Origin of the sequence: Paenibacillus sacheonensis (assembly GCF_009909195.1) — a bacterium.
Lineage (GTDB): Bacteria > Bacillota > Bacilli > Paenibacillales > Paenibacillaceae > Paenibacillus_Z > Paenibacillus_Z sacheonensis.
Window position 1 is genome coordinate 44,149 of the sequence record NZ_JAAAMU010000029.1, and the last position, 17,178, is coordinate 61,326.

General features: G+C 51.1%; 25 protein-coding genes. 23 read left to right on the forward strand and 2 right to left on the reverse strand.

Annotated features, from left to right (window positions below):
• The first annotated feature begins 14 nt into the window (after positions 1-14).
• The 20 genes from rpsE (at position 15) to GT003_RS30425 (ending at position 13,087) form a co-directional block, all read left to right on the forward strand.
• A complete protein-coding gene (gene rpsE, locus GT003_RS30330; RefSeq protein ID WP_161705107.1) occupies positions 15-512 on the forward strand; it encodes a 30S ribosomal protein S5 in 498 nt (165 codons plus the stop codon).
• Positions 513-525: 13 nt separating this feature from the next.
• Positions 526-711 carry a 50S ribosomal protein L30 gene (gene rpmD / locus GT003_RS30335; protein WP_161705109.1) on the forward strand — a complete coding sequence of 62 codons (186 nt, stop codon included), beginning with the start codon at positions 526-528 and terminating at the stop codon, positions 709-711.
• Between the two features lie 104 nt (positions 712-815).
• Positions 816-1,256 carry a 50S ribosomal protein L15 gene (gene rplO, locus GT003_RS30340; RefSeq protein WP_161705111.1) on the forward strand — a complete coding sequence of 147 codons (441 nt, stop codon included), beginning with the start codon at positions 816-818 and terminating at the stop codon, positions 1,254-1,256.
• Entirely contained in the window at positions 1,257-2,558 is a 1,302-nt protein-coding gene (secY, locus tag GT003_RS30345; protein WP_161705113.1) for a preprotein translocase subunit SecY, read from the forward strand.
• 87 nt (positions 2,559-2,645) lie between these two features.
• Complete coding sequence (locus tag GT003_RS30350; protein WP_161705115.1) at positions 2,646-3,299, forward strand: adenylate kinase; 654 nt, start codon at positions 2,646-2,648, stop codon at positions 3,297-3,299.
• The gene (gene map, locus GT003_RS30355; RefSeq protein ID WP_161705117.1) at positions 3,296-4,057 is read left to right on the forward strand and encodes a type I methionyl aminopeptidase; all 762 of its coding nucleotides are present in this window, start codon (positions 3,296-3,298) and stop codon (positions 4,055-4,057) included. Before GT003_RS30350 ends, map begins: the two co-directional genes overlap by 4 nt.
• Before the next feature lie 6 nt (positions 4,058-4,063).
• A complete protein-coding gene (locus tag GT003_RS30360) occupies positions 4,064-4,345 on the forward strand; it encodes a KOW domain-containing RNA-binding protein (RefSeq protein WP_161705119.1) in 282 nt (93 codons plus the stop codon).
• Positions 4,346-4,347: 2 nt separating this feature from the next.
• Positions 4,348-4,563: a translation initiation factor IF-1 gene (infA, locus tag GT003_RS30365; protein ID WP_015847200.1), complete on the forward strand. Its 216-nt coding sequence runs from the start codon at positions 4,348-4,350 to the stop codon at positions 4,561-4,563.
• A gap of 44 nt (positions 4,564-4,607) precedes the next feature.
• The gene (rpmJ, locus tag GT003_RS30370; RefSeq protein WP_003333770.1) at positions 4,608-4,721 is read left to right on the forward strand and encodes a 50S ribosomal protein L36; all 114 of its coding nucleotides are present in this window, start codon (positions 4,608-4,610) and stop codon (positions 4,719-4,721) included.
• Between the two features lie 17 nt (positions 4,722-4,738).
• Positions 4,739-5,107, forward strand: coding sequence for a 30S ribosomal protein S13 (gene rpsM, locus GT003_RS30375; RefSeq protein WP_161705121.1), 369 nt, complete (start codon positions 4,739-4,741; stop codon positions 5,105-5,107).
• Positions 5,108-5,125: 18 nt separating this feature from the next.
• Positions 5,126-5,521: a 30S ribosomal protein S11 gene (gene rpsK / locus GT003_RS30380; protein ID WP_090649131.1), complete on the forward strand. Its 396-nt coding sequence runs from the start codon at positions 5,126-5,128 to the stop codon at positions 5,519-5,521.
• A 126-nt stretch (positions 5,522-5,647) separates the two neighbouring features.
• On the forward strand, positions 5,648-6,592 hold the full coding sequence (locus GT003_RS30385; RefSeq protein ID WP_161705123.1) for a DNA-directed RNA polymerase subunit alpha: 945 nt from the start codon (positions 5,648-5,650) through the stop codon (positions 6,590-6,592).
• A gap of 50 nt (positions 6,593-6,642) precedes the next feature.
• The gene (gene rplQ / locus GT003_RS30390) at positions 6,643-7,011 is read left to right on the forward strand and encodes a 50S ribosomal protein L17 (protein WP_161705125.1); all 369 of its coding nucleotides are present in this window, start codon (positions 6,643-6,645) and stop codon (positions 7,009-7,011) included.
• Positions 7,012-7,081: 70 nt separating this feature from the next.
• On the forward strand, positions 7,082-7,822 hold the full coding sequence (gene truA, locus GT003_RS30395) for a tRNA pseudouridine(38-40) synthase TruA (RefSeq protein ID WP_161705127.1): 741 nt from the start codon (positions 7,082-7,084) through the stop codon (positions 7,820-7,822).
• A 221-nt stretch (positions 7,823-8,043) separates the two neighbouring features.
• Complete coding sequence (rplM, locus tag GT003_RS30400; RefSeq protein WP_161705129.1) at positions 8,044-8,481, forward strand: 50S ribosomal protein L13; 438 nt, start codon at positions 8,044-8,046, stop codon at positions 8,479-8,481.
• A gap of 19 nt (positions 8,482-8,500) precedes the next feature.
• A complete protein-coding gene (rpsI, locus tag GT003_RS30405; protein ID WP_161705131.1) occupies positions 8,501-8,893 on the forward strand; it encodes a 30S ribosomal protein S9 in 393 nt (130 codons plus the stop codon).
• 147 nt (positions 8,894-9,040) lie between these two features.
• Positions 9,041-9,733, forward strand: a complete 693-nt coding sequence (locus GT003_RS30410; RefSeq protein ID WP_161705133.1) for a phosphoadenylyl-sulfate reductase — start codon at positions 9,041-9,043, stop codon at positions 9,731-9,733.
• A 90-nt stretch (positions 9,734-9,823) separates the two neighbouring features.
• A complete protein-coding gene (sat, locus tag GT003_RS30415; protein WP_161705135.1) occupies positions 9,824-10,987 on the forward strand; it encodes a sulfate adenylyltransferase in 1,164 nt (387 codons plus the stop codon).
• 109 nt (positions 10,988-11,096) lie between these two features.
• Positions 11,097-11,894: an N-acetylmuramoyl-L-alanine amidase CwlD gene (gene cwlD / locus GT003_RS30420; RefSeq protein ID WP_161705137.1), complete on the forward strand. Its 798-nt coding sequence runs from the start codon at positions 11,097-11,099 to the stop codon at positions 11,892-11,894.
• A 77-nt stretch (positions 11,895-11,971) separates the two neighbouring features.
• On the forward strand, positions 11,972-13,087 hold the full coding sequence (locus tag GT003_RS30425) for a P-loop NTPase (protein WP_161705139.1): 1,116 nt from the start codon (positions 11,972-11,974) through the stop codon (positions 13,085-13,087).
• Positions 13,088-13,268: 181 nt separating this feature from the next.
• Here GT003_RS30425 and gerD read toward each other — a convergent pair whose 3' ends face one another.
• Positions 13,269-13,976, reverse strand: coding sequence for a spore germination lipoprotein GerD (gene gerD / locus GT003_RS30430; RefSeq protein ID WP_161705142.1), 708 nt, complete (start codon positions 13,974-13,976; stop codon positions 13,269-13,271).
• Positions 13,977-14,232: 256 nt separating this feature from the next.
• Here gerD and GT003_RS30435 point away from each other — a divergent pair, with 256 nt between their 5' ends.
• Positions 14,233-14,862 (forward strand): KinB-signaling pathway activation protein, encoded by a 630-nt coding sequence (locus GT003_RS30435; protein WP_338046043.1) that lies wholly within the window; start codon positions 14,233-14,235, stop codon positions 14,860-14,862.
• A gap of 71 nt (positions 14,863-14,933) precedes the next feature.
• On the opposite strand, the gene pdaB is transcribed toward GT003_RS30435, so the two are convergent.
• Positions 14,934-15,737, reverse strand: a complete 804-nt coding sequence (gene pdaB / locus GT003_RS30440; RefSeq protein WP_161705144.1) for a polysaccharide deacetylase family sporulation protein PdaB — start codon at positions 15,735-15,737, stop codon at positions 14,934-14,936.
• A gap of 145 nt (positions 15,738-15,882) precedes the next feature.
• On the opposite strand from pdaB, the gene GT003_RS30445 reads away from it, so the two are divergent.
• Both GT003_RS30445 and GT003_RS30450 read left to right on the forward strand, forming a co-directional pair.
• Complete coding sequence (locus GT003_RS30445; RefSeq protein ID WP_239566174.1) at positions 15,883-16,458, forward strand: stage II sporulation protein M; 576 nt, start codon at positions 15,883-15,885, stop codon at positions 16,456-16,458.
• 199 nt (positions 16,459-16,657) lie between these two features.
• Positions 16,658-16,879: a hypothetical protein gene (locus tag GT003_RS30450; RefSeq protein ID WP_161705148.1), complete on the forward strand. Its 222-nt coding sequence runs from the start codon at positions 16,658-16,660 to the stop codon at positions 16,877-16,879.
• The last annotated feature ends 299 nt before the right edge of the window (positions 16,880-17,178 follow it).

The window sequence follows — 17,178 nt, forward strand, 5'->3', positions numbered from 1 at the left end:
GGAGGTAAATCGACTTGCGTATTGATCCAAATGCGTTGGAACTTACCGAGAAGGTAGTTCAAATCAACCGCGTAGCGAAAGTAGTAAAAGGCGGACGCCGTTTTAGCTTTAGCGCGCTGGTAGTTGTAGGCGACGGCAAAGGATACGTTGGCGCAGGGATCGGTAAAGCTGGCGAAGTACCTGATGCGATCCGCAAAGGTATTGAAGACGCTAAGAAAAACCTGATCCACATTCCACTCGTAAAAACGACAATTCCACATCAAGTACTTGGTCATTTCGGCGCTGGCCGCGTTCTGTTGAAACCAGCTTCCGAAGGTACTGGTGTTATCGCAGGCGGCCCGGTTCGTGCCGTTCTCGAACTCGCTGGTGTAGGCGACATTCTGACCAAATCGCTTGGTTCTTCCAACTCCATGAACATGGTTAACGCGACACTTGAAGGACTCTCCCGTCTGAAACGTGCCGAGGACGTTGCTAAACTTCGTGGAAAAACCGTGAAAGAGCTTTTGGGCTAAGGAGGAGAATACGATGGCAAAATTGCAAATCACCCTCGTTCGCAGCCTGATCGGTCGCAACGAGAAGCAGCGTGCGACTGTTGCAACGCTTGGTCTTCGCAAAATTCGTCAATCGGTTGTCCACAGCGACAGCCCGGCTATCCGCGGCATGGTCAATAGTGTCAGCCACTTGGTAAAAGTTGAAGAAGTACAAGCATAGAACGCCAATCAAGGCTAGCTTTATCAATGCTTCCTGAAGAGTTTTGCTTACCTAAGCAAGCTCTCGCAGAAAGCAATGCAAAACTTTAAGGAGGTGCAACGACGATGAAATTGCATGATCTCAAACCAGCTCCGGGCTCTCGTAAAGAGGGATTCCGCGTTGGCCGTGGTATCGGTAGCGGCAACGGCAAGACTTCGGGTCGCGGTCATAAAGGTCAAAATGCTCGTTCCGGCGGCGGTGTTCGCCCTGGATTCGAGGGCGGTCAGAACCCATTGTACCGTCGCTTGCCTAAACGCGGCTTCAATAATCCGTTCCGTAAAGAGTATGCGATTGTGAACATCGATGAGTTGAACGGCTTTGCAGCAGGTACAGAAGTAACGCCTGAATTGCTGCTTGAGCAAGGTATCGTTAAAAACCCGCAAAGCGGCATTAAAGTGCTGGGTAATGGCGATATCACAGTTCAACTTACGGTAAAAGCAAGCAAGTTCTCTCAATCTGCGGTAGAGAAAATCCAGGCTGCCGGCGGTAAAACCGAGGTGATCTAATTGTTCAAGGCCGTGTCTAACATTTGGAAAGTGGAAGATCTTCGCAAGCGGATCCTGTTCACGTTGTTCATCTTGTTGGTTTACCGTATCGGCTCCTTTATCCCGGTTCCGGGAGTAAATAAGGATGTCTTTACGCAGACGGACCAAGCCGGATCTGAATTGTTCGGTTTGCTAAATACGTTTTCGGGTGGGGCGTTGTTCCAGTTCTCGATCTTCGCGATCGGGATCATGCCTTACATCACCGCATCCATCATCGTACAGCTTTTGTCGATGGACGTTATCCCTAAATTCGCCGAATGGGCGAAGGAAGGCGAGAATGGAAAACGTAAACTTGCGCAGATTACTCGTTACGGTACAATTATTCTTGGACTTGTCCAAGGTTTTGGTACCGCGATCGGGTTTAACCGCAACTATTCGTACAATATGATTCCTGATGCAACAGTTACGGATTATATTATGATTGCGATAATCTTGACTGCGGGAACTGCCTTCCTAATGTGGCTCGGTGAGCAAATTACGGAGAGAGGCATCGGTAACGGGATCTCGGTCTTGATCTTCGCCGGTATCGTGGCAAGGCTTCCGGCACATGTTCGTTCCATCTACTCGCAAGAGTTCGTGGATGCGGGCGATGCGCTTTTCCTTGCGATCGTGAAAGTGGTGGCAATCGTCATCGCGGTAGCAGCGATCATCGTGGGCGTCATCTTCGTCCAGCAAGGGATTCGCAAAATTCCGGTCCAATACGCGAAACGCGTAGTTGGTCGGAAAATGTACGGCGGTCAATCGACTCATATTCCGCTGAAAGTAAACGGAGCAGGCGTTATCCCGGTCATTTTCGCGGTATCGCTTCTGATGTTCCCGATTACAATCGCGAATTTCTGGGCGGACCACGAGTGGGCTAAATGGGTTCAAAACCATTTGTACTACGACAAGCCTCTAGGCATGGTGTTGTACGTCATCTTGATTATCGCGTTTACGTTCTTCTACACGTTCGTGCAAATCAATCCGGTGCAGATGGCCGATCAAATGAAGAAAAACGGCGGGTACATCCCGGGCGTGCGCCCAGGCAAACCGACTTCTTCTTACATTACTCGCGTCATGTCGCGGATTACATTGAGCGGGGCGATCTTCCTCTCACTCATCTCAATCTTGCCGGTGTTCTTCGGAACGCTTGCTGATCTGCCTCGAGACGTGAAGCTGGGCGGTACATCGCTGCTCATCGTTATCGGCGTTGCGCTGGATACGATGAAGCAAATCGAGACGCAGCTGATCAAACGCCACTACAAAGGGTTTATTAATAAATAACAATAGGTTCGCATGCGGGATTCCGCGCATCAAGCGAGGTGACGGAACCCGGCCGAGCCTATTATGTTTAAAGCGAGGAACACGCTAATGAACATCTTATTCATGGGCCCTCCAGGAGCCGGCAAAGGCACGCAGGCCGAACGGATCGTGGATACTTTCAAAGTACCCCACATCTCGACAGGCGACGCTTTCCGTTTGGCAATGAAGCAAGGCACTCCGCTTGGACAAAAGGCTAAAGAGTTTGTGGATCAAGGTCTCTTGGTTCCGGATGAAATCACGAACGGGATTGTTCGCGAGCGCCTGCAGCTTGAGGATTGTAACGGCGGCTTCTTGCTTGATGGTTTCCCGCGTACGCTGCAGCAAGCAGAGGCACTGGACGGAATGTTGGCTGAAATGGGACGCAGTATCGATCATGTCGTGAACTTGAAAGTTGACCGTGGCCTGCTGCTTGCGCGTCTGACCGGTCGCCGCATTTGCAAATCGTGCGGCTCCACATACCATGTCATGTTCAACCCGCCGAAGCAAGAAGGCGTTTGTGATAAATGCGGCGGCGAGCTGTATCAGCGGTCAGACGATACGGAAGCGAAAGTAGGCACGCGTCTCGACGAATACATCTCCAAAACGGCTCCATTGCTTGATTATTACGCAAGCAAAGCTGTACTGCGGGAAGTAGACGGCGAGAAAGAAATCGACGAAGTTACGGCGGACATCGTAAACTGCTTGCGGGGAACTGCGGAATGATCGTATGCAAGTCCGAAGCGGAATTGCAATATATGAGAGAAGCTGGACGAATTGTAGCGGATACGCATCGTTTGCTGAAAACGGTGATTCGCCCGGGCGTGACGACCAAGGAATTGGACGAAATCGCTGAAACGTACATTCGCAGCCAGGACGCATTACCTTCTTTTAAAGGGTACAATCAGTTTCCTGCCAGCATTTGCGCTTCTGTGAACAATGAGCTGGTACACGGTATTCCGGGCTCACGCAAGCTGAACGATGGAGACATCATCAGCATTGATATCGGCGCGCAGTACAAAGGGTATCACGGCGATTCGGCGTGGACCTACGGCGTTGGCGATATTAGCGAAGAGGCACAGCGGCTGCTCGACATTACAGAACAATCGCTTTATGCAGGACTCGCACTCGTGAAACCGGACGTTCGTTTGTTTACGATCTCGTACGCGATCCAACAAGTGATCGAAACTGCCGGCTTTTCTGTCGTTCGCGATTACTGCGGCCATGGGATCGGAACGGATCTCCATGAAGAACCGCAAATTCCGAACTACGGATTGCCTGACCGCGGACCTCGTTTGAAACCAGGAATGGTGCTGGCCATCGAACCGATGGTCAATATCGGAGAGAGGTACGTGCGTACACTGGCGGACAATTGGACAGTCGTCACCGAAGACCAATCGTTGTGCGCCCATTTCGAGCATACGGTTGCTGTTACGGCAGACGGTTGTGAAATTCTAACCCAATCCAGGGAGCAGGCAGGTTGAGAAAGCTTGGAGTATAAGCCGGAGATTGGCCGTGTCGTAAAAGTGCTGCGAGGCAAAGACGAAGGCTCATATGCCGTAATCGTTCAGGTGTTGGACGAACGCTTTGTACTAGTAGCCGACGGTGACAAACGTCGCTTCGATCAATCGAAGAAGAAGAACGTACTGCATCTACTGATGCAGCCGGTCGTCAGTCACGAGGTGATTGACAGCGTACAGGAAACCGGCCGTGTAACAAACGCCAAATTGCGTTATGCCATTCAGAAGGCTGTGCAAGGGAAAGGAGAATGACTATGGCCAAAGAAGACGTCATTGAAGTCGAAGGTACGGTCATCGAACCACTACCTAACGCCATGTTCAAGGTGGAACTGGAGAACGGACATCAGATTCTCGCCCACGTTTCGGGAAAGCTCAGAATGCATTTCATCCGTATTCTGACGGGAGATAAAGTGGTCATTCAGTTATCGCCATATGATTTGTCTAGAGGACGCATTACCTATCGGAAGTAGGCCGCTGGCGGCCTGCCGACGAAAGAAATCGGGAGGTAATCACAATGAAGGTTAGACCTTCGGTCAAGCCGATTTGCGAAAAATGTAAAGTCATTCGCCGCAAAGGCAATGTTATGGTTATTTGCGAAAATCCGAAACATAAACAAAAACAAGGATAAAGGAGGGATATCAGTACATGGCTCGTATTGCTGGTGTAGACTTACCGCGTGATAAACGCGTTGTCATCGCTCTGACGTACATCTTCGGTATTGGCAGAACAACTGCTAATAAAATCTTGAGCACAACAGGTATTAGCGAAAGTACCCGTGTTCGTGATCTGACGGAAGACGAAGTCAGCCAACTGCGTGAAACTATCGACAAAACGGTTAAAGTGGAAGGCGACCTTCGCCGCGAAATTTCCCTTAACATCAAACGTCTGATCGAGATCGGCTGCTATCGCGGTGTTCGTCACCGTCGTGGTCTTCCGGTTCGTGGTCAACGGACGAAAACAAATGCTCGTACGCGTAAAGGTCCTCGTCGGACTGTAGCGAACAAGAAGAAATAAGAAGGGAGGATAACCGAAATGGCTAAACCAAAAAAAGTGGTTCGTACGAAACGTCGTGACCGTAAAAATATTGATAGCGGCGTAGCGCATATTCGCTCGACATTCAATAATACGATTGTTACGATTACTGATCCGCACGGCAATGCGATTTCCTGGGCAAGCTCCGGTAACCTTGGTTTTAAAGGTTCCCGTAAGAGCACGCCTTACGCAGCTCAAATGGCTGCTGAATCCGCAGCGAAAGCGGCTATGGAACACGGCATGAAAACTGTTGAAGTGATGGTTAAGGGTCCAGGCGCAGGCCGTGAAGCGGCGATCCGCTCCCTGCAAGCAGCTGGTCTTGAAGTTAACCTCATTAAGGACGTAACACCGGTTCCGCACAACGGATGCCGCCCGCCAAAACGTCGTCGCGTATAGTCAATATTTGTGGTATCAAATGAACGCAACTTGTGAATAATGGTTGTGAAGGTTTGCCATACTACAGGGTTTGACTGCAAACGCGATAATGGTAACGGAGCGACGTTTTGAGGGAGGGTACTATTAGTGATTGAGATCGAAAAGCCGAAAATCGAATCCGTAGAATTGAACGAGGATGGCACGTACGGACGTTTCGTCGTCGAACCGCTTGAACGCGGGTATGGTGCGACATTGGGGAATTCTCTTCGGAGAATCCTGCTGTCTTCGCTTCCTGGCGCAGCTGTAACTTCCGTTCAAATCGACGGTGTTCTTCACGAGTTCTCTACGGTTCCAGGTGTGATGGAAGACGTAACTGAAATCATCCTGAACCTCAAGGGCCTTTCGCTGAAAATCCATTCCGACGAAGAGAAGGTATTGGAGATTGATGCGGAAGGTGATGGCAACGTTACGGCTGGCGATATTCGCGCAGACAGCGATGTCGAGATTTTAAGCCCAGATCTTCATATCGCGACGCTGGCCTCCGGTGCACGGCTCCACATGCGGGTATTTGCAAACCGCGGACGCGGTTATGTGCAAGCAGATCGTAACAAACGGGAAGATCAGCCAATCGGCGTGATCCCCGTCGACTCGATCTACACGCCGATTACCCGTGTTAACTACACGGTTGAGAACACTCGTGTTGGTCAAGTGACGAACTACGATAAACTCACACTTGAAGTTTGGACCGACGGAAGCATTCGTCCGGAAGAGGCAGTCAGCCTCGGCGCCAAAATTTTGACTGAGCATCTGGATCTGTTCGTTGGTCTGACCGATGAAGCGAAAGATGCCGAGATCATGGTTGAAAAAGAAGAAGACAAGAAAGAGAAAGTACTCGAGATGACGATCGAAGAGCTCGACCTCTCGGTACGTTCTTATAACTGTCTGAAACGTGCAGGAATCAATACCGTCCAAGAGCTGATCACGAAAACGGAAGAAGACATGATGAAAGTCCGGAACCTCGGACGCAAGTCTTTGGAAGAAGTTCAAGAGAAGCTCGAGGAACTTGGTCTTGGCCTTCGCATGGAAGAATAGAGCGCAGCACAGACTAAGGTCGTTAGACTGTTTTAAGGAGGGGAATTTCGATGGCATATTCTAAATTGAGCCGTGACGCTAGCTCCCGGAAAGCACTGTTCCGCGATCTCGTCACAGACTTGTTCCTGTATGAGCGCATTCAAACGACAGAGGCGAAAGCAAAAGAGCTTCGTCCTATCGCCGAGAAGCTGATCACGCTTGCGAAGCGTGGCGATCTGCATGCACGTCGTCAAGTGGCAGCTTTTGTTCGCCGCGAGTCCATTGCAGCAGGTGAGCAGGATGCAATTCAAAAACTGTTCTCCGAGCTCGCTACCCGTTATTCGGAGCGTCCGGGCGGCTATACGCGTATCTTGAAGCTGGGTCCTCGTCGCGGTGACGCGGCGCCTATGGTTTACTTGGAACTGGTAGATCGCGCGTAGCAAACGAAGGGTGGACCTTGCGGCCACCTTTTTTTGTTGCCCGAGTCATCCTTATGGGAGGGGGCAGACTGTGCGGAATATTCGGATGGCGATCAGCTACGATGGGACGACGTATCACGGCTTTCAAACACAGCCGATCGGGAATACCGTTCAGGATGTGCTGGAGCATGCGATAGGCGTTCTGACGGGCGAGAAGGCAGACATTACGGCATCGGGCCGTACGGATGCTGGCGTCCACGCCAGGCGGCAGTACTTTAATTTCTACACCTCCTCTCCCATCCCTGTGGATCGTTGGGCGTTAGCGCTGAATTCCAGACTGCCGGACGACATTGTCGTTCTACAGGCGGATGAGATGCCCTCGCAATTTCATTCGTCATACAGTGCCAAACGCAAAACCTACCGGTACGGAATCGATACGAGCAAATTCGGGGACGTGTTTGAACGCAAATATCGATTGCACTATCCCATGCCGCTGCTATTGGAGGAGATGAAGGAAGCGATTGCCCATGTAAGGGGAACGCATGACTTTTCATCCTTTGCTTCAAAACGATCTACGAAAACGACGCATGTGCGAACCATTCTAGACGCGCGAATTGAGGCAAGCGATGGCAAGCTGGATATTTTTATTACCGGTAATGGGTTTCTGTATAATATGGTGAGGATCATAGTAGGCACGCTGCTCTGGGTAGGCGAAGGTAAACTGACTGCCGCGGATTTCAAGCGAATTCTCGAGGCTCGGGAGAGGTCGGCAGCAGGTCCTACGGCAATGGCTCATGGGTTAATGTTATGGGAAGTGGAGTATGAGGAATAAAAGGGTTTCACCAGCTTTTTTAATTCTTGTCGTCACAATAAATAGCTTGCACATGCTAGGCCTATGTAGTAGAATATAACTTGTGCTTTCTTAGTGGCTCTCCCACAGCCCCGACTAAGAATGGCCACCTACAGCAGTGCTAACGAACGCAACTAACCGATACTACGGTACGAAATGTTATAAATGAGATCGATTGTTTTAATGAAGAAGGAGGATCATCCATGCGCATTACCTACATGGCTAAGCCAAATGAAGTCGAACGCAAATGGTACGTCATTGACGCAGAAGGCAAAACGCTTGGCCGTCTTGCGAGCGAAGCTGCAAGCATCATCCGCGGCAAACATAAACCGCAATTTACTCCGCACGTTGATACTGGCGATTTCGTCGTAATCATCAACGCAGAGAAAATTCACCTGACGGGTAAAAAGCTTCAAAACAAAATGTACTACCGTCACTCCATGTACTCAGGCGGTCTGAAAGTGACTCCTGCACAAGACATGATCAAGAACAAACCAGAACAAGTTTTGGAGCAAGCGATCTACGGCATGCTGCCTAAGAATCGTCTGGGCGACAAAATGAAGATGAAATTGAAAGTGTACGCCGGCGCAGAACATCCACATCAAGCACAAAATCCAGAAGTTTACGAACTTCGCGGGTAAATAGAGGGAGGACAGTTTCATGGCACAAGTTCAATACTATGGAACCGGTCGTCGTAAACACTCTGTAGCACGTGTACGTCTCGTGCCGGGTGAAGGACGAATCATTATTAACAAACGTGATCTGAATGAGTACTTCGGTCTTGAAACACTCAAGCTGATCGTTAAACAACCACTTGCTTTGACTGAAACGACAAGCAAATACGATGTTCTGGTTATTGCACATGGCGGCGGTATCTCCGGCCAAGCGGGTGCGATTCGTCACGGTATCTCCCGTGCGCTGCTTAAAGCAGATCCAGAATTCCGTCCATCTTTGAAACGCGCTGGCTTCCTGACGCGTGACCCACGTATGAAAGAGCGTAAGAAGTACGGCTTGAAAGCCGCTCGTCGCGCGCCACAATTCTCGAAACGTTAATTTACACAGCAAATGCCTTCTCTGTTACGCAGGGAGGGCATTTTTTTATGATTTTGCCGTATTTCAGTCATTGAACATTATGCCTGTTGGACGTATAATTTAATGTAGATTAATTTACTTGGATTTCGTAAACGGAGGGACTAACCCATGAACCTTTTTGAAAAAGAAGCGCTTATCGCGCAAAAGGCGGTTGATCTGGAAACCGCAACACCGCAGGATATTTTGAAATTCGCCGTTGAAACATTCCCGAATATTACATTCGCATGCAGTTTTGGCGCAGAAGATGTCGTGATTGTCGATATGCTGCAAAAAATCAGCCCGAAGACCGATATCTTCTACTTGGATACGGACTTTCACTTTAAAGAAACATACGAAACACGCGATAAGATGGCTGAGATCTACGGTTTGGAATTCGTTGAAGTGAAACCTGCGATTACGCCAGAAGAGCAGGCTGCTCAATATGGCGATGAGCTTTGGAAAACCAATGCCAACGAATGCTGCAACATCCGTAAAGTGCAGCCGCTGACGCAAATCTTATCCAAGTACGAAGCTTGGATTACCGGTATTCGCCGCGATCAAGCACCTACACGCGCGAACGCGAAGAAGATCGAATACGATACGAAGTTCGGATTGGTTAAATTCAACCCGATCGCCGACTGGTCTTCCGAAGATGTCTGGAACTACATCCGCGAGAACAATGTATACTACAATCCGCTGCATGATAACCACTATCCAAGCATCGGGTGCGAATATTGCACGCGCCAGGTAATGCCTGGCGAGGATCCTCGCGCTGGACGTTGGTCCGGTCAAGAGAAGACGGAATGCGGCTTGCATAAATAACCGATATCTAGGACTACGAAGCGTCATCCACGCACTACAGAGGCTTACAGTAGAATCAATCGTAAAAACCTTAGGAGGCACTTGCATACAATGAGCAGCATCAAGCCGCATGGCGGCGTACTGATTAATCGTGTCGCGACTGGAGCAGAGCGTGACGCGCTTCTTGCCGAAGCGGCAAAACTGTCATCCATCATCGTAAACAACTGGACGATTTCGGATTTGGACTTGATCGGTGTAGGTGCGTTCTCGCCGCTGACCGGCTTCTTGAACGAGGCTGACTATCGTTCCGTTGTTGAACGCATGCGCCTTGCTGACGGTACGGTATGGAGCATCCCGATCACGCTGGCCGTAGAAGAAGCGAAAGCTTCCGAGTTGGCTGCTGGACAACGTGCAGCGCTCATCGGCGAAGATGGCATTGTCTACGCCGTAATCGACATTGAGAGTATCTACAGCGTGGATCAGAAGCATGAAGCGGTTAATGTATTTAAAACGGACGACATGGAACATCCTGGCGTAGCTAAGCTTTTCAGCCGTCCATCTACGTATGTAGGCGGAACCATCACGGTGTTGAACCGCCCCGAGCCTGAGAAGTTCAACGAATTCTACTTTGATCCTTCCGAAACGCGTCGGATTTTCGCGGAGAAGGGCTGGAAAACGATCGTTGGTTTTCAAACCCGTAATCCGGTTCACCGAGCGCACGAATATATTCAAAAATGCGCGATGGAAATCGTAGATGCGCTCTTCCTGAATCCGCTTGTCGGCGAAACGAAATCCGACGACGTACCTGCGAATGTTCGGATGAAGAGCTATATCGCGCTGCTGGAGAATTACTACCCGGCAGATCGTACGTTCCTTGGCGTGTTTCCGGCGGCTATGCGTTACGCAGGCCCGCGCGAGGCGATTTTCCACGCGATGGTCCGCAAAAACTATGGCTGCACGCATTTCATCGTCGGCCGCGACCATGCTGGCGTAGGCGACTACTACGGTACGTATGAAGCGCAAGACCTGCTTCGTTCGTTCCCAATCGATGAACTGGGCATTACGCCGCTGTTCTTCGAGCACAGCTTCTTCTGTACCAAATGCGGCAACATGGCTTCCAGCAAAACCTGCCCGCATGACAAAGCTGATCATTTGACGCTTTCCGGCACGAAGGTTCGCGCTTTGCTTCGCGATGGCGTATGCCCGCCGCCTGAATTCTCGCGTCCGGAAGTCGCGAAAATTCTGATTGAAGGCATGTCGAGCCAACCGGTCTAATTCATAACAGGATATCCGCATAAGTGGCCGCCTCGTCCCATAGGATGATAATGAACGCAGGACAGACTCCTGCACGAATCATCGGATGGAGATAGGGGTGGCTTTTTGCATGCGCGGAGTTCGGAAGCGGTTTGTCGTGTGGATTACGTACCGGGGCGCGGTGCGGATCGTAATGGGCGTTGCCGCGGTGCTGCTCACAGTGCTGCTGTTAACGCAGGAAGTGCCTGCATCGCGGACTTGGACGTATTGGACCCTGCCACTATCCGGCAAGGTGATTGCGATTGATGCCGGGCATGGCGGAATAGACGGCGGTGCCGTCAGCAAGCAAGGACTGGTGGAGAAGGACCTTAATCTGGCGATTGCCCTGCAGCTCCGCGATTTCTTGCAGCAGGCCGGCGCTATCGTGGTCATGACGCGGGAAGGGGATTACGATCTCGCGGATGAAGGAACGTCCAAGATCAGTAAACGGAAGACGCAGGATCTGATCAAACGCGCGCAATTCGTCAAAGAAAAGAATGCCTCGCTGCTGCTCAGCATTCATATGAACAGCATTCCTTCCCCAAAATGGTCGGGCGCACAAACGTTCTTCTATCCGAACCTGCCGGAGAACGCGATACTTGCTTCGCTCATTCAAGACGAGATCCGGCGTAACCTCGGCAATACGGAACGACTTGCGAATACGGTGAACACCGTGTATTTGTTAAAAGCGATGGATGAGGTGCCGAGCGCGTTGGTAGAGGTTGGTTTCTTGTCCAATCCGGGCGAAGCCTCGCGTCTAGGCGATTCGAATTATCAGAAGAAGGTCGCAGCCTCCATCTATCAAGGCGTTCTGCGCTTTACGGCAGGGGAGAAGTGGGGCACCGGAACGGCGGGAGGAGCCGCGAGCGACGCTCGGAACGGAAGCTAACCATAGCTTGGAACGGTGAGGCCGTATTGCTATAATGGATGCAGGCAGTACGACAGGGACAAGAGGAGAGAACATTCATGATTACCCGCGAGGAAGCTTTAAAGGCCGCTGAATCTGCGGCAGCCGCATATAAGGCGGAAGGAACCATCGCCTTCCGCGATGTTGTTGTGAAGGACCGTAACGTTTCGTTGACGGTCATGGGGGCAGCCCCGAGCGCGGAGCGCGCGCTTGAGGCTGCGCTGCGCGAAGCGCTTGCCGCCGCCGGCGCCGAAACCGTGCACTGCCGGTTTCGGGCCGGCGAGGCCGCCACGGCGGGCGCGCAGGCCGCTGCGCCCGCCGCAGGCGTTGCCGGCGGCGCGGGGCAGGCTGCGCCGCCGCCGAAGGGCCCGAGCCCCGTACGCGGTCACGGGGCAGGGCTAGAGGCGCACCCGCTGCTAAGCGAAGGCAGCGGGGTGCAGTTCATCGCCGTCGCCAGCGGCAAGGGCGGCGTCGGCAAGTCCACGGTGACCGTGAACCTCGCGGTCGCCTTGGCACGCAAGGGCAAACGCGTCGGCATCATCGACGCGGACATTTACGGCTTCAGCGTGCCGGATATGATGGGGATCGAAGACCGCCCGCAGGTCGTGAACGAGCGGGTAATCCCCATCGAGAAATTCGGCGTGCGCGTCATGTCCATGGGCTTCTTCGTCGAAGACAACGCGCCGATCGTATGGCGGGGACCGATGCTCGGCAAGATGCTGCGGAACTTCTTTGCCGAGATCGAATGGGGCGAATTGGATTATTTGCTGCTGGACTTGCCTCCGGGTACGGGCGACGTAGCCCTAGACGTGCACCAGCTCATTCCGCAGAGCAAGGAAATCATCGTCACGACGCCGCACGCGACGGCAGCCTTCGTAGCTGCGCGCGCGGGAGCCATGGCCATCAAGACGGAGCACGAGATCATCGGCATCGTGGAGAATATGTCTTATTACGTAAGCAAGAGCGGAGAGCACGAGTACGTTTTCGGGCGCGGGGGAGGAGCAAGGCTGGCCGAATCGCTGAATGCCGAGCTGATGGCTCAAATTCCGCTCGGAGCACCGGATAACCATGTTGCGGAAGCCGATTTCGCTCCCTCCGTATACAAGGAAGATACCGACACCGGAAGGATCTACTTGGACATCGCGGACCGCGTCATTGCCAAATGCGAAGCTTAGCCAAACTGGTTATAGGCTTCATCACTTACCATGAAAGCTAACATCAAAAAAGCCAACACCGCTCGGTAGGAGCGATGTTGGCTTTTTGTAATAAGCATTCCTTTAAAGATTAGCTCGCAGCGCCGAATGCCGCATCCCTGGTTCACAACTGTTCGTGCTTCGCCCTGTGAGACGAAGACAATCAACCACCGCCCTGTTCGCCCATACCGCTGTCGCTTTGATCTCCGCCGTCTCCGCCTTCGCCGCCGCTGTCCCCGCCTTGATCGCCTTCGCCGCCATCTTTCGATTTCGTAACCTTCTCGTCAGGCTTCGGTTTCAGTTCTTCTTGAACGGCTTTCTTCATCAGATCGAGAATCTCAAGTCGGAAGATCGGACTTTGCATCGATTCCTGCATGATGGTCATGACCTGTTTGCGATATTGCGTACTCTGCAGCACTTCAAGGATCATTTTATCCATTTCAGGGCTCTTCATGGCCGAAATCATATCTTTTTGATACGTGGGGTCCTTCAGAAGATCCTTATGGATCTGCTTGTTTTGTTTATTGACGGCTTGCGCGAATTCACCGGCGAACCGCGGATCCGTCATCATCTTCTCGATGACTTTATTGTATTCCGGAGATACGAGCGTTTCTTTGACGGCCAGTTTGACGTTCTCTTGATCCTGGACGGTGAGCAGCTTGGAGGTCATTCCGGTATTGCCGGTGGTCGAGATCGCCGACTCCTGGAGTGCCTTTTGCGCGTCTTCCGTTTTGAGTATGTCAATAACCATTGACTTCATGTCCTTATAACTGATGGGCTCGCTTGCTGCGCTGGACGGCTCGGACCCGCAGCTCGAAAGCATGGAGGATATGATTATGGCGGTGCCCATCAACACGATACGTTTGATCATGATGTCCTGTCTCCCTTCTAAAATTACGGCATTGTCCTGGGTGTAGTATGCGCAATGTTCAACGGATTATCATGGTCTCGGCGTAGCTTTTTATAAAGGACGTGGTAAAATGGAGTGGACTTCGCCATTGCTTGCGCGTGCGGCGAATGATTCCAAATTGCTCCATTTTGTTTCCCTTTTAACCGCGGCTCAAGGTCGTACACATCACGAAGCATGTCAATCGGGTGCTTCGCAATAACATTTAGGAGATATGAACGTGAACTTACGCAAATGGTTTTTCTTATTTTGGAGCACAATGGTCGTTGGAGGAGTGGTTTCCGCCATTGTCGGCACTGTCATGCAATGGGTTGACCCGGACTTCGGAATACTTGGCTTGAAAGCCACGGGGTTCAACTTGCTAACGATGGCGCTTGTCGGACTGCTGTTCGGCGCATTCAGCCAGATGGGTTTTTTCTCGTACCTGACGCTTAATTACATCGCGCTTAGCGTGCTGCGCAAGGGGTACTTGTGGAATGCTTTGCAGGCGTATACGTCCTTATTCGCCCTTGGAGGCGTTGGCTACATTCTCTATAAGGACCGCGGCACCTTGGATAACGACTGGATCTTTTGGGTGCTCCCGCTGGTGCTGCTTCTTGCATCTTGGGCCGTCGCTTACGTCAAAGCCAAACAAACGAACAACAACGCGTTTATTCCGACGCTGTTTTTATGTATTGTCGTAACCCTGCTGGAAGCATGGCAAAGTCTCCAAAGCAACGTTTCGGCAATGACGTTTATGGTTATCCCGATGTTCGTCTGCAACGCATACCAAATTTTGTGGCTGCACCGTTTGCTGCGCAAAGAGCAAACAACCGAATCCGCGTCATCGAACGCGAAGCCGGTTGTTTAAGTCCAAGCCTATAGCAAGCAGCTGCATGAGGGCAGATACGCAGTGGTCATTCAGCCTTAATTATGCCAATATTATTGCTCAGTGGAAGCGTCTAACTGCTCGAACATAGCGGTTTTATCCTGTACGGTTTTTCCTTGCAGTTCCGTTTGAGCGATCAGCTCCGAGACCGTGACGAACTCGTATCCTTTGGCGCGCAGCTGGTCGATAATGAGCGGCAGCGCTTCATGCGTTTGTTTGACGGAATCGCTGGCATGCATCAGGATAATATCGCCGGGATGAGCCTTCGAAACGACGCGGTTAACGATTTTATCCGTGCCGATGTTCATCCAATCCTGCGAGTCCGTATCCCATTGAATCACCTTATAATTCATTTGCTCCGCAATTCGGAGCACGCGTTTATCAAAATCCCCGTTCGGCAACCGGATTAAAGTCGGCGTTTTGCCTGTCACCTGCGTCAAAATCGATTGCGACGTCTCGATTTGAGTCCGAATTTCATCATCGCTGTACGTGCTGTAATTACCATGCTTATGGCCATGGCTTCCGATCTCATACCCGGCGTCCACAATCTTCTTTACAATGTCGGGATGGGTTTGGCTCCAGGGTGAAGAGAGGAAGAACGTTACGTTTTTCACGCCTTTCTGCTTGAGTACGTCGAGAATCGGTTCGGTACGCTTCTCCCCCCAGCTAATGTCGAAGGTCAGGGACACGACCTTCTTGTCTGTAGGCACGCTGTAGATGGCAGCCGGCTGATCCTCAGCAAACACGGTAATGTTGTCTTTCTCGGCGTAGATAATCCCAGCAGCGAATATAACCCCCACTGTCAATAGAAAATACCGCTTCAGCTTCTTCCCGTTCATGACATAAAACATATTCATACGCGGATCGGCACTCCTCTCGTTAAGGCTTGTTTTAGTACAATCTATGCTCGTACCATCAACTTATTCGCATCACGTCAAAAATTAGCCCAAGAGGTGAAACCATATGTTCACACCGAGAGCCGTGCTGCAGCATTTGAAGACGATGCGTCATTACTTGGCCTTCAGCACCATTTTTCTGGTTGCCGGCATGGTCGTCGGAGCGATAAACCCGGCGTTGGAGAACTTCATGCAGAGCCAAATGAGCGGGTTGAGCAATATTGCTCAGAATATAGATGCCAGCAGCCACCCGACATTGTTCTTAATGCTGTTTATCTTTTTGAATAACGTCATTAAAGCTATATTGGTCATGTATCTCGGAGCCTTTTTCGGAATAATTCCCATCTTCTTTTTAGCGATTAACGGGATGATACTTGGATATCTCATTCATCGAACCGCGGAACAGGGAGGAGATATGCTGTTTACGGTTATCGTGAAGGGATTGCTTCCGCATGGAATTATTGAATTGGCGGCAATTGTGATCGCATGCGCATACGGACTCCGGTTCGGGAAAATGATGTTTCAAGGAGCGGGAACGCTGCTTACGCGCAAGAGCGGATGGGGCCAGCAATTCGAGCAATTCTTGCAGCGCACCCTTCCAGTCATCGTAATGGTAATCGTCATGTTGGGCGCAGCAGCGATTATCGAGAGCACGGTGACGGTTTGGTTGCTTGGCGAGTAATAAAATTTCCATTTTCTGTGCATAACAGTAAAGCGGCGTTTATCGCGACATGCGATAGACGCCGTTTTTGGTTTCCGGGGATGCGATTGCCTTCCGGTGACCAAGAGGCGAACGCAGCGAAGAGATCCACAAGGCTGCGGCCGGTTCGTCTCGTTGGCTCGTAATGGGCCGAATATGCAAAGGGGGCCGCTAAACGGTTATGCTCGGAATACTGTTCAACGACAAAGAATGCAAAGAACTCGACTACGTACTGCGCAAAGAACTTGACGAAATGCTGCTCGATTTGAACGATTCCCGGCTTGACGGAGATATCAAGACCGCAATTGCCAAACGATACAAAGTGATCTTTCGCATGTTCGCCCGAATCGCCTCCCCGAAAGAGCTTTCCCGCTATGTGCTCAATATGCGTGTATACCGCTAATTCAAAAGGGTTATCCACATGTGCAAAATTATTTATAAAAAGGCCTTGCATTGTTTATAAAGCGTGTGATATATTAATCAAGTCGCCGCTGAGACATGGGCGAATGTGTAACGAATTTGTTCCTTGAAAACTGAACAATGAGCGACCTGTCAAAGGTCATTAAATGTAAGTCAGCGATGAGCTAACAAGCACATCCTTCTGTTGGAATGCTGCATTCAAAGCTTTGGCTTTGAACGCAAACCAATCCAACTTTTATGGAGAGTTTGATCCTGGCTCAGGACGAACGCTGGCGGCGTGCC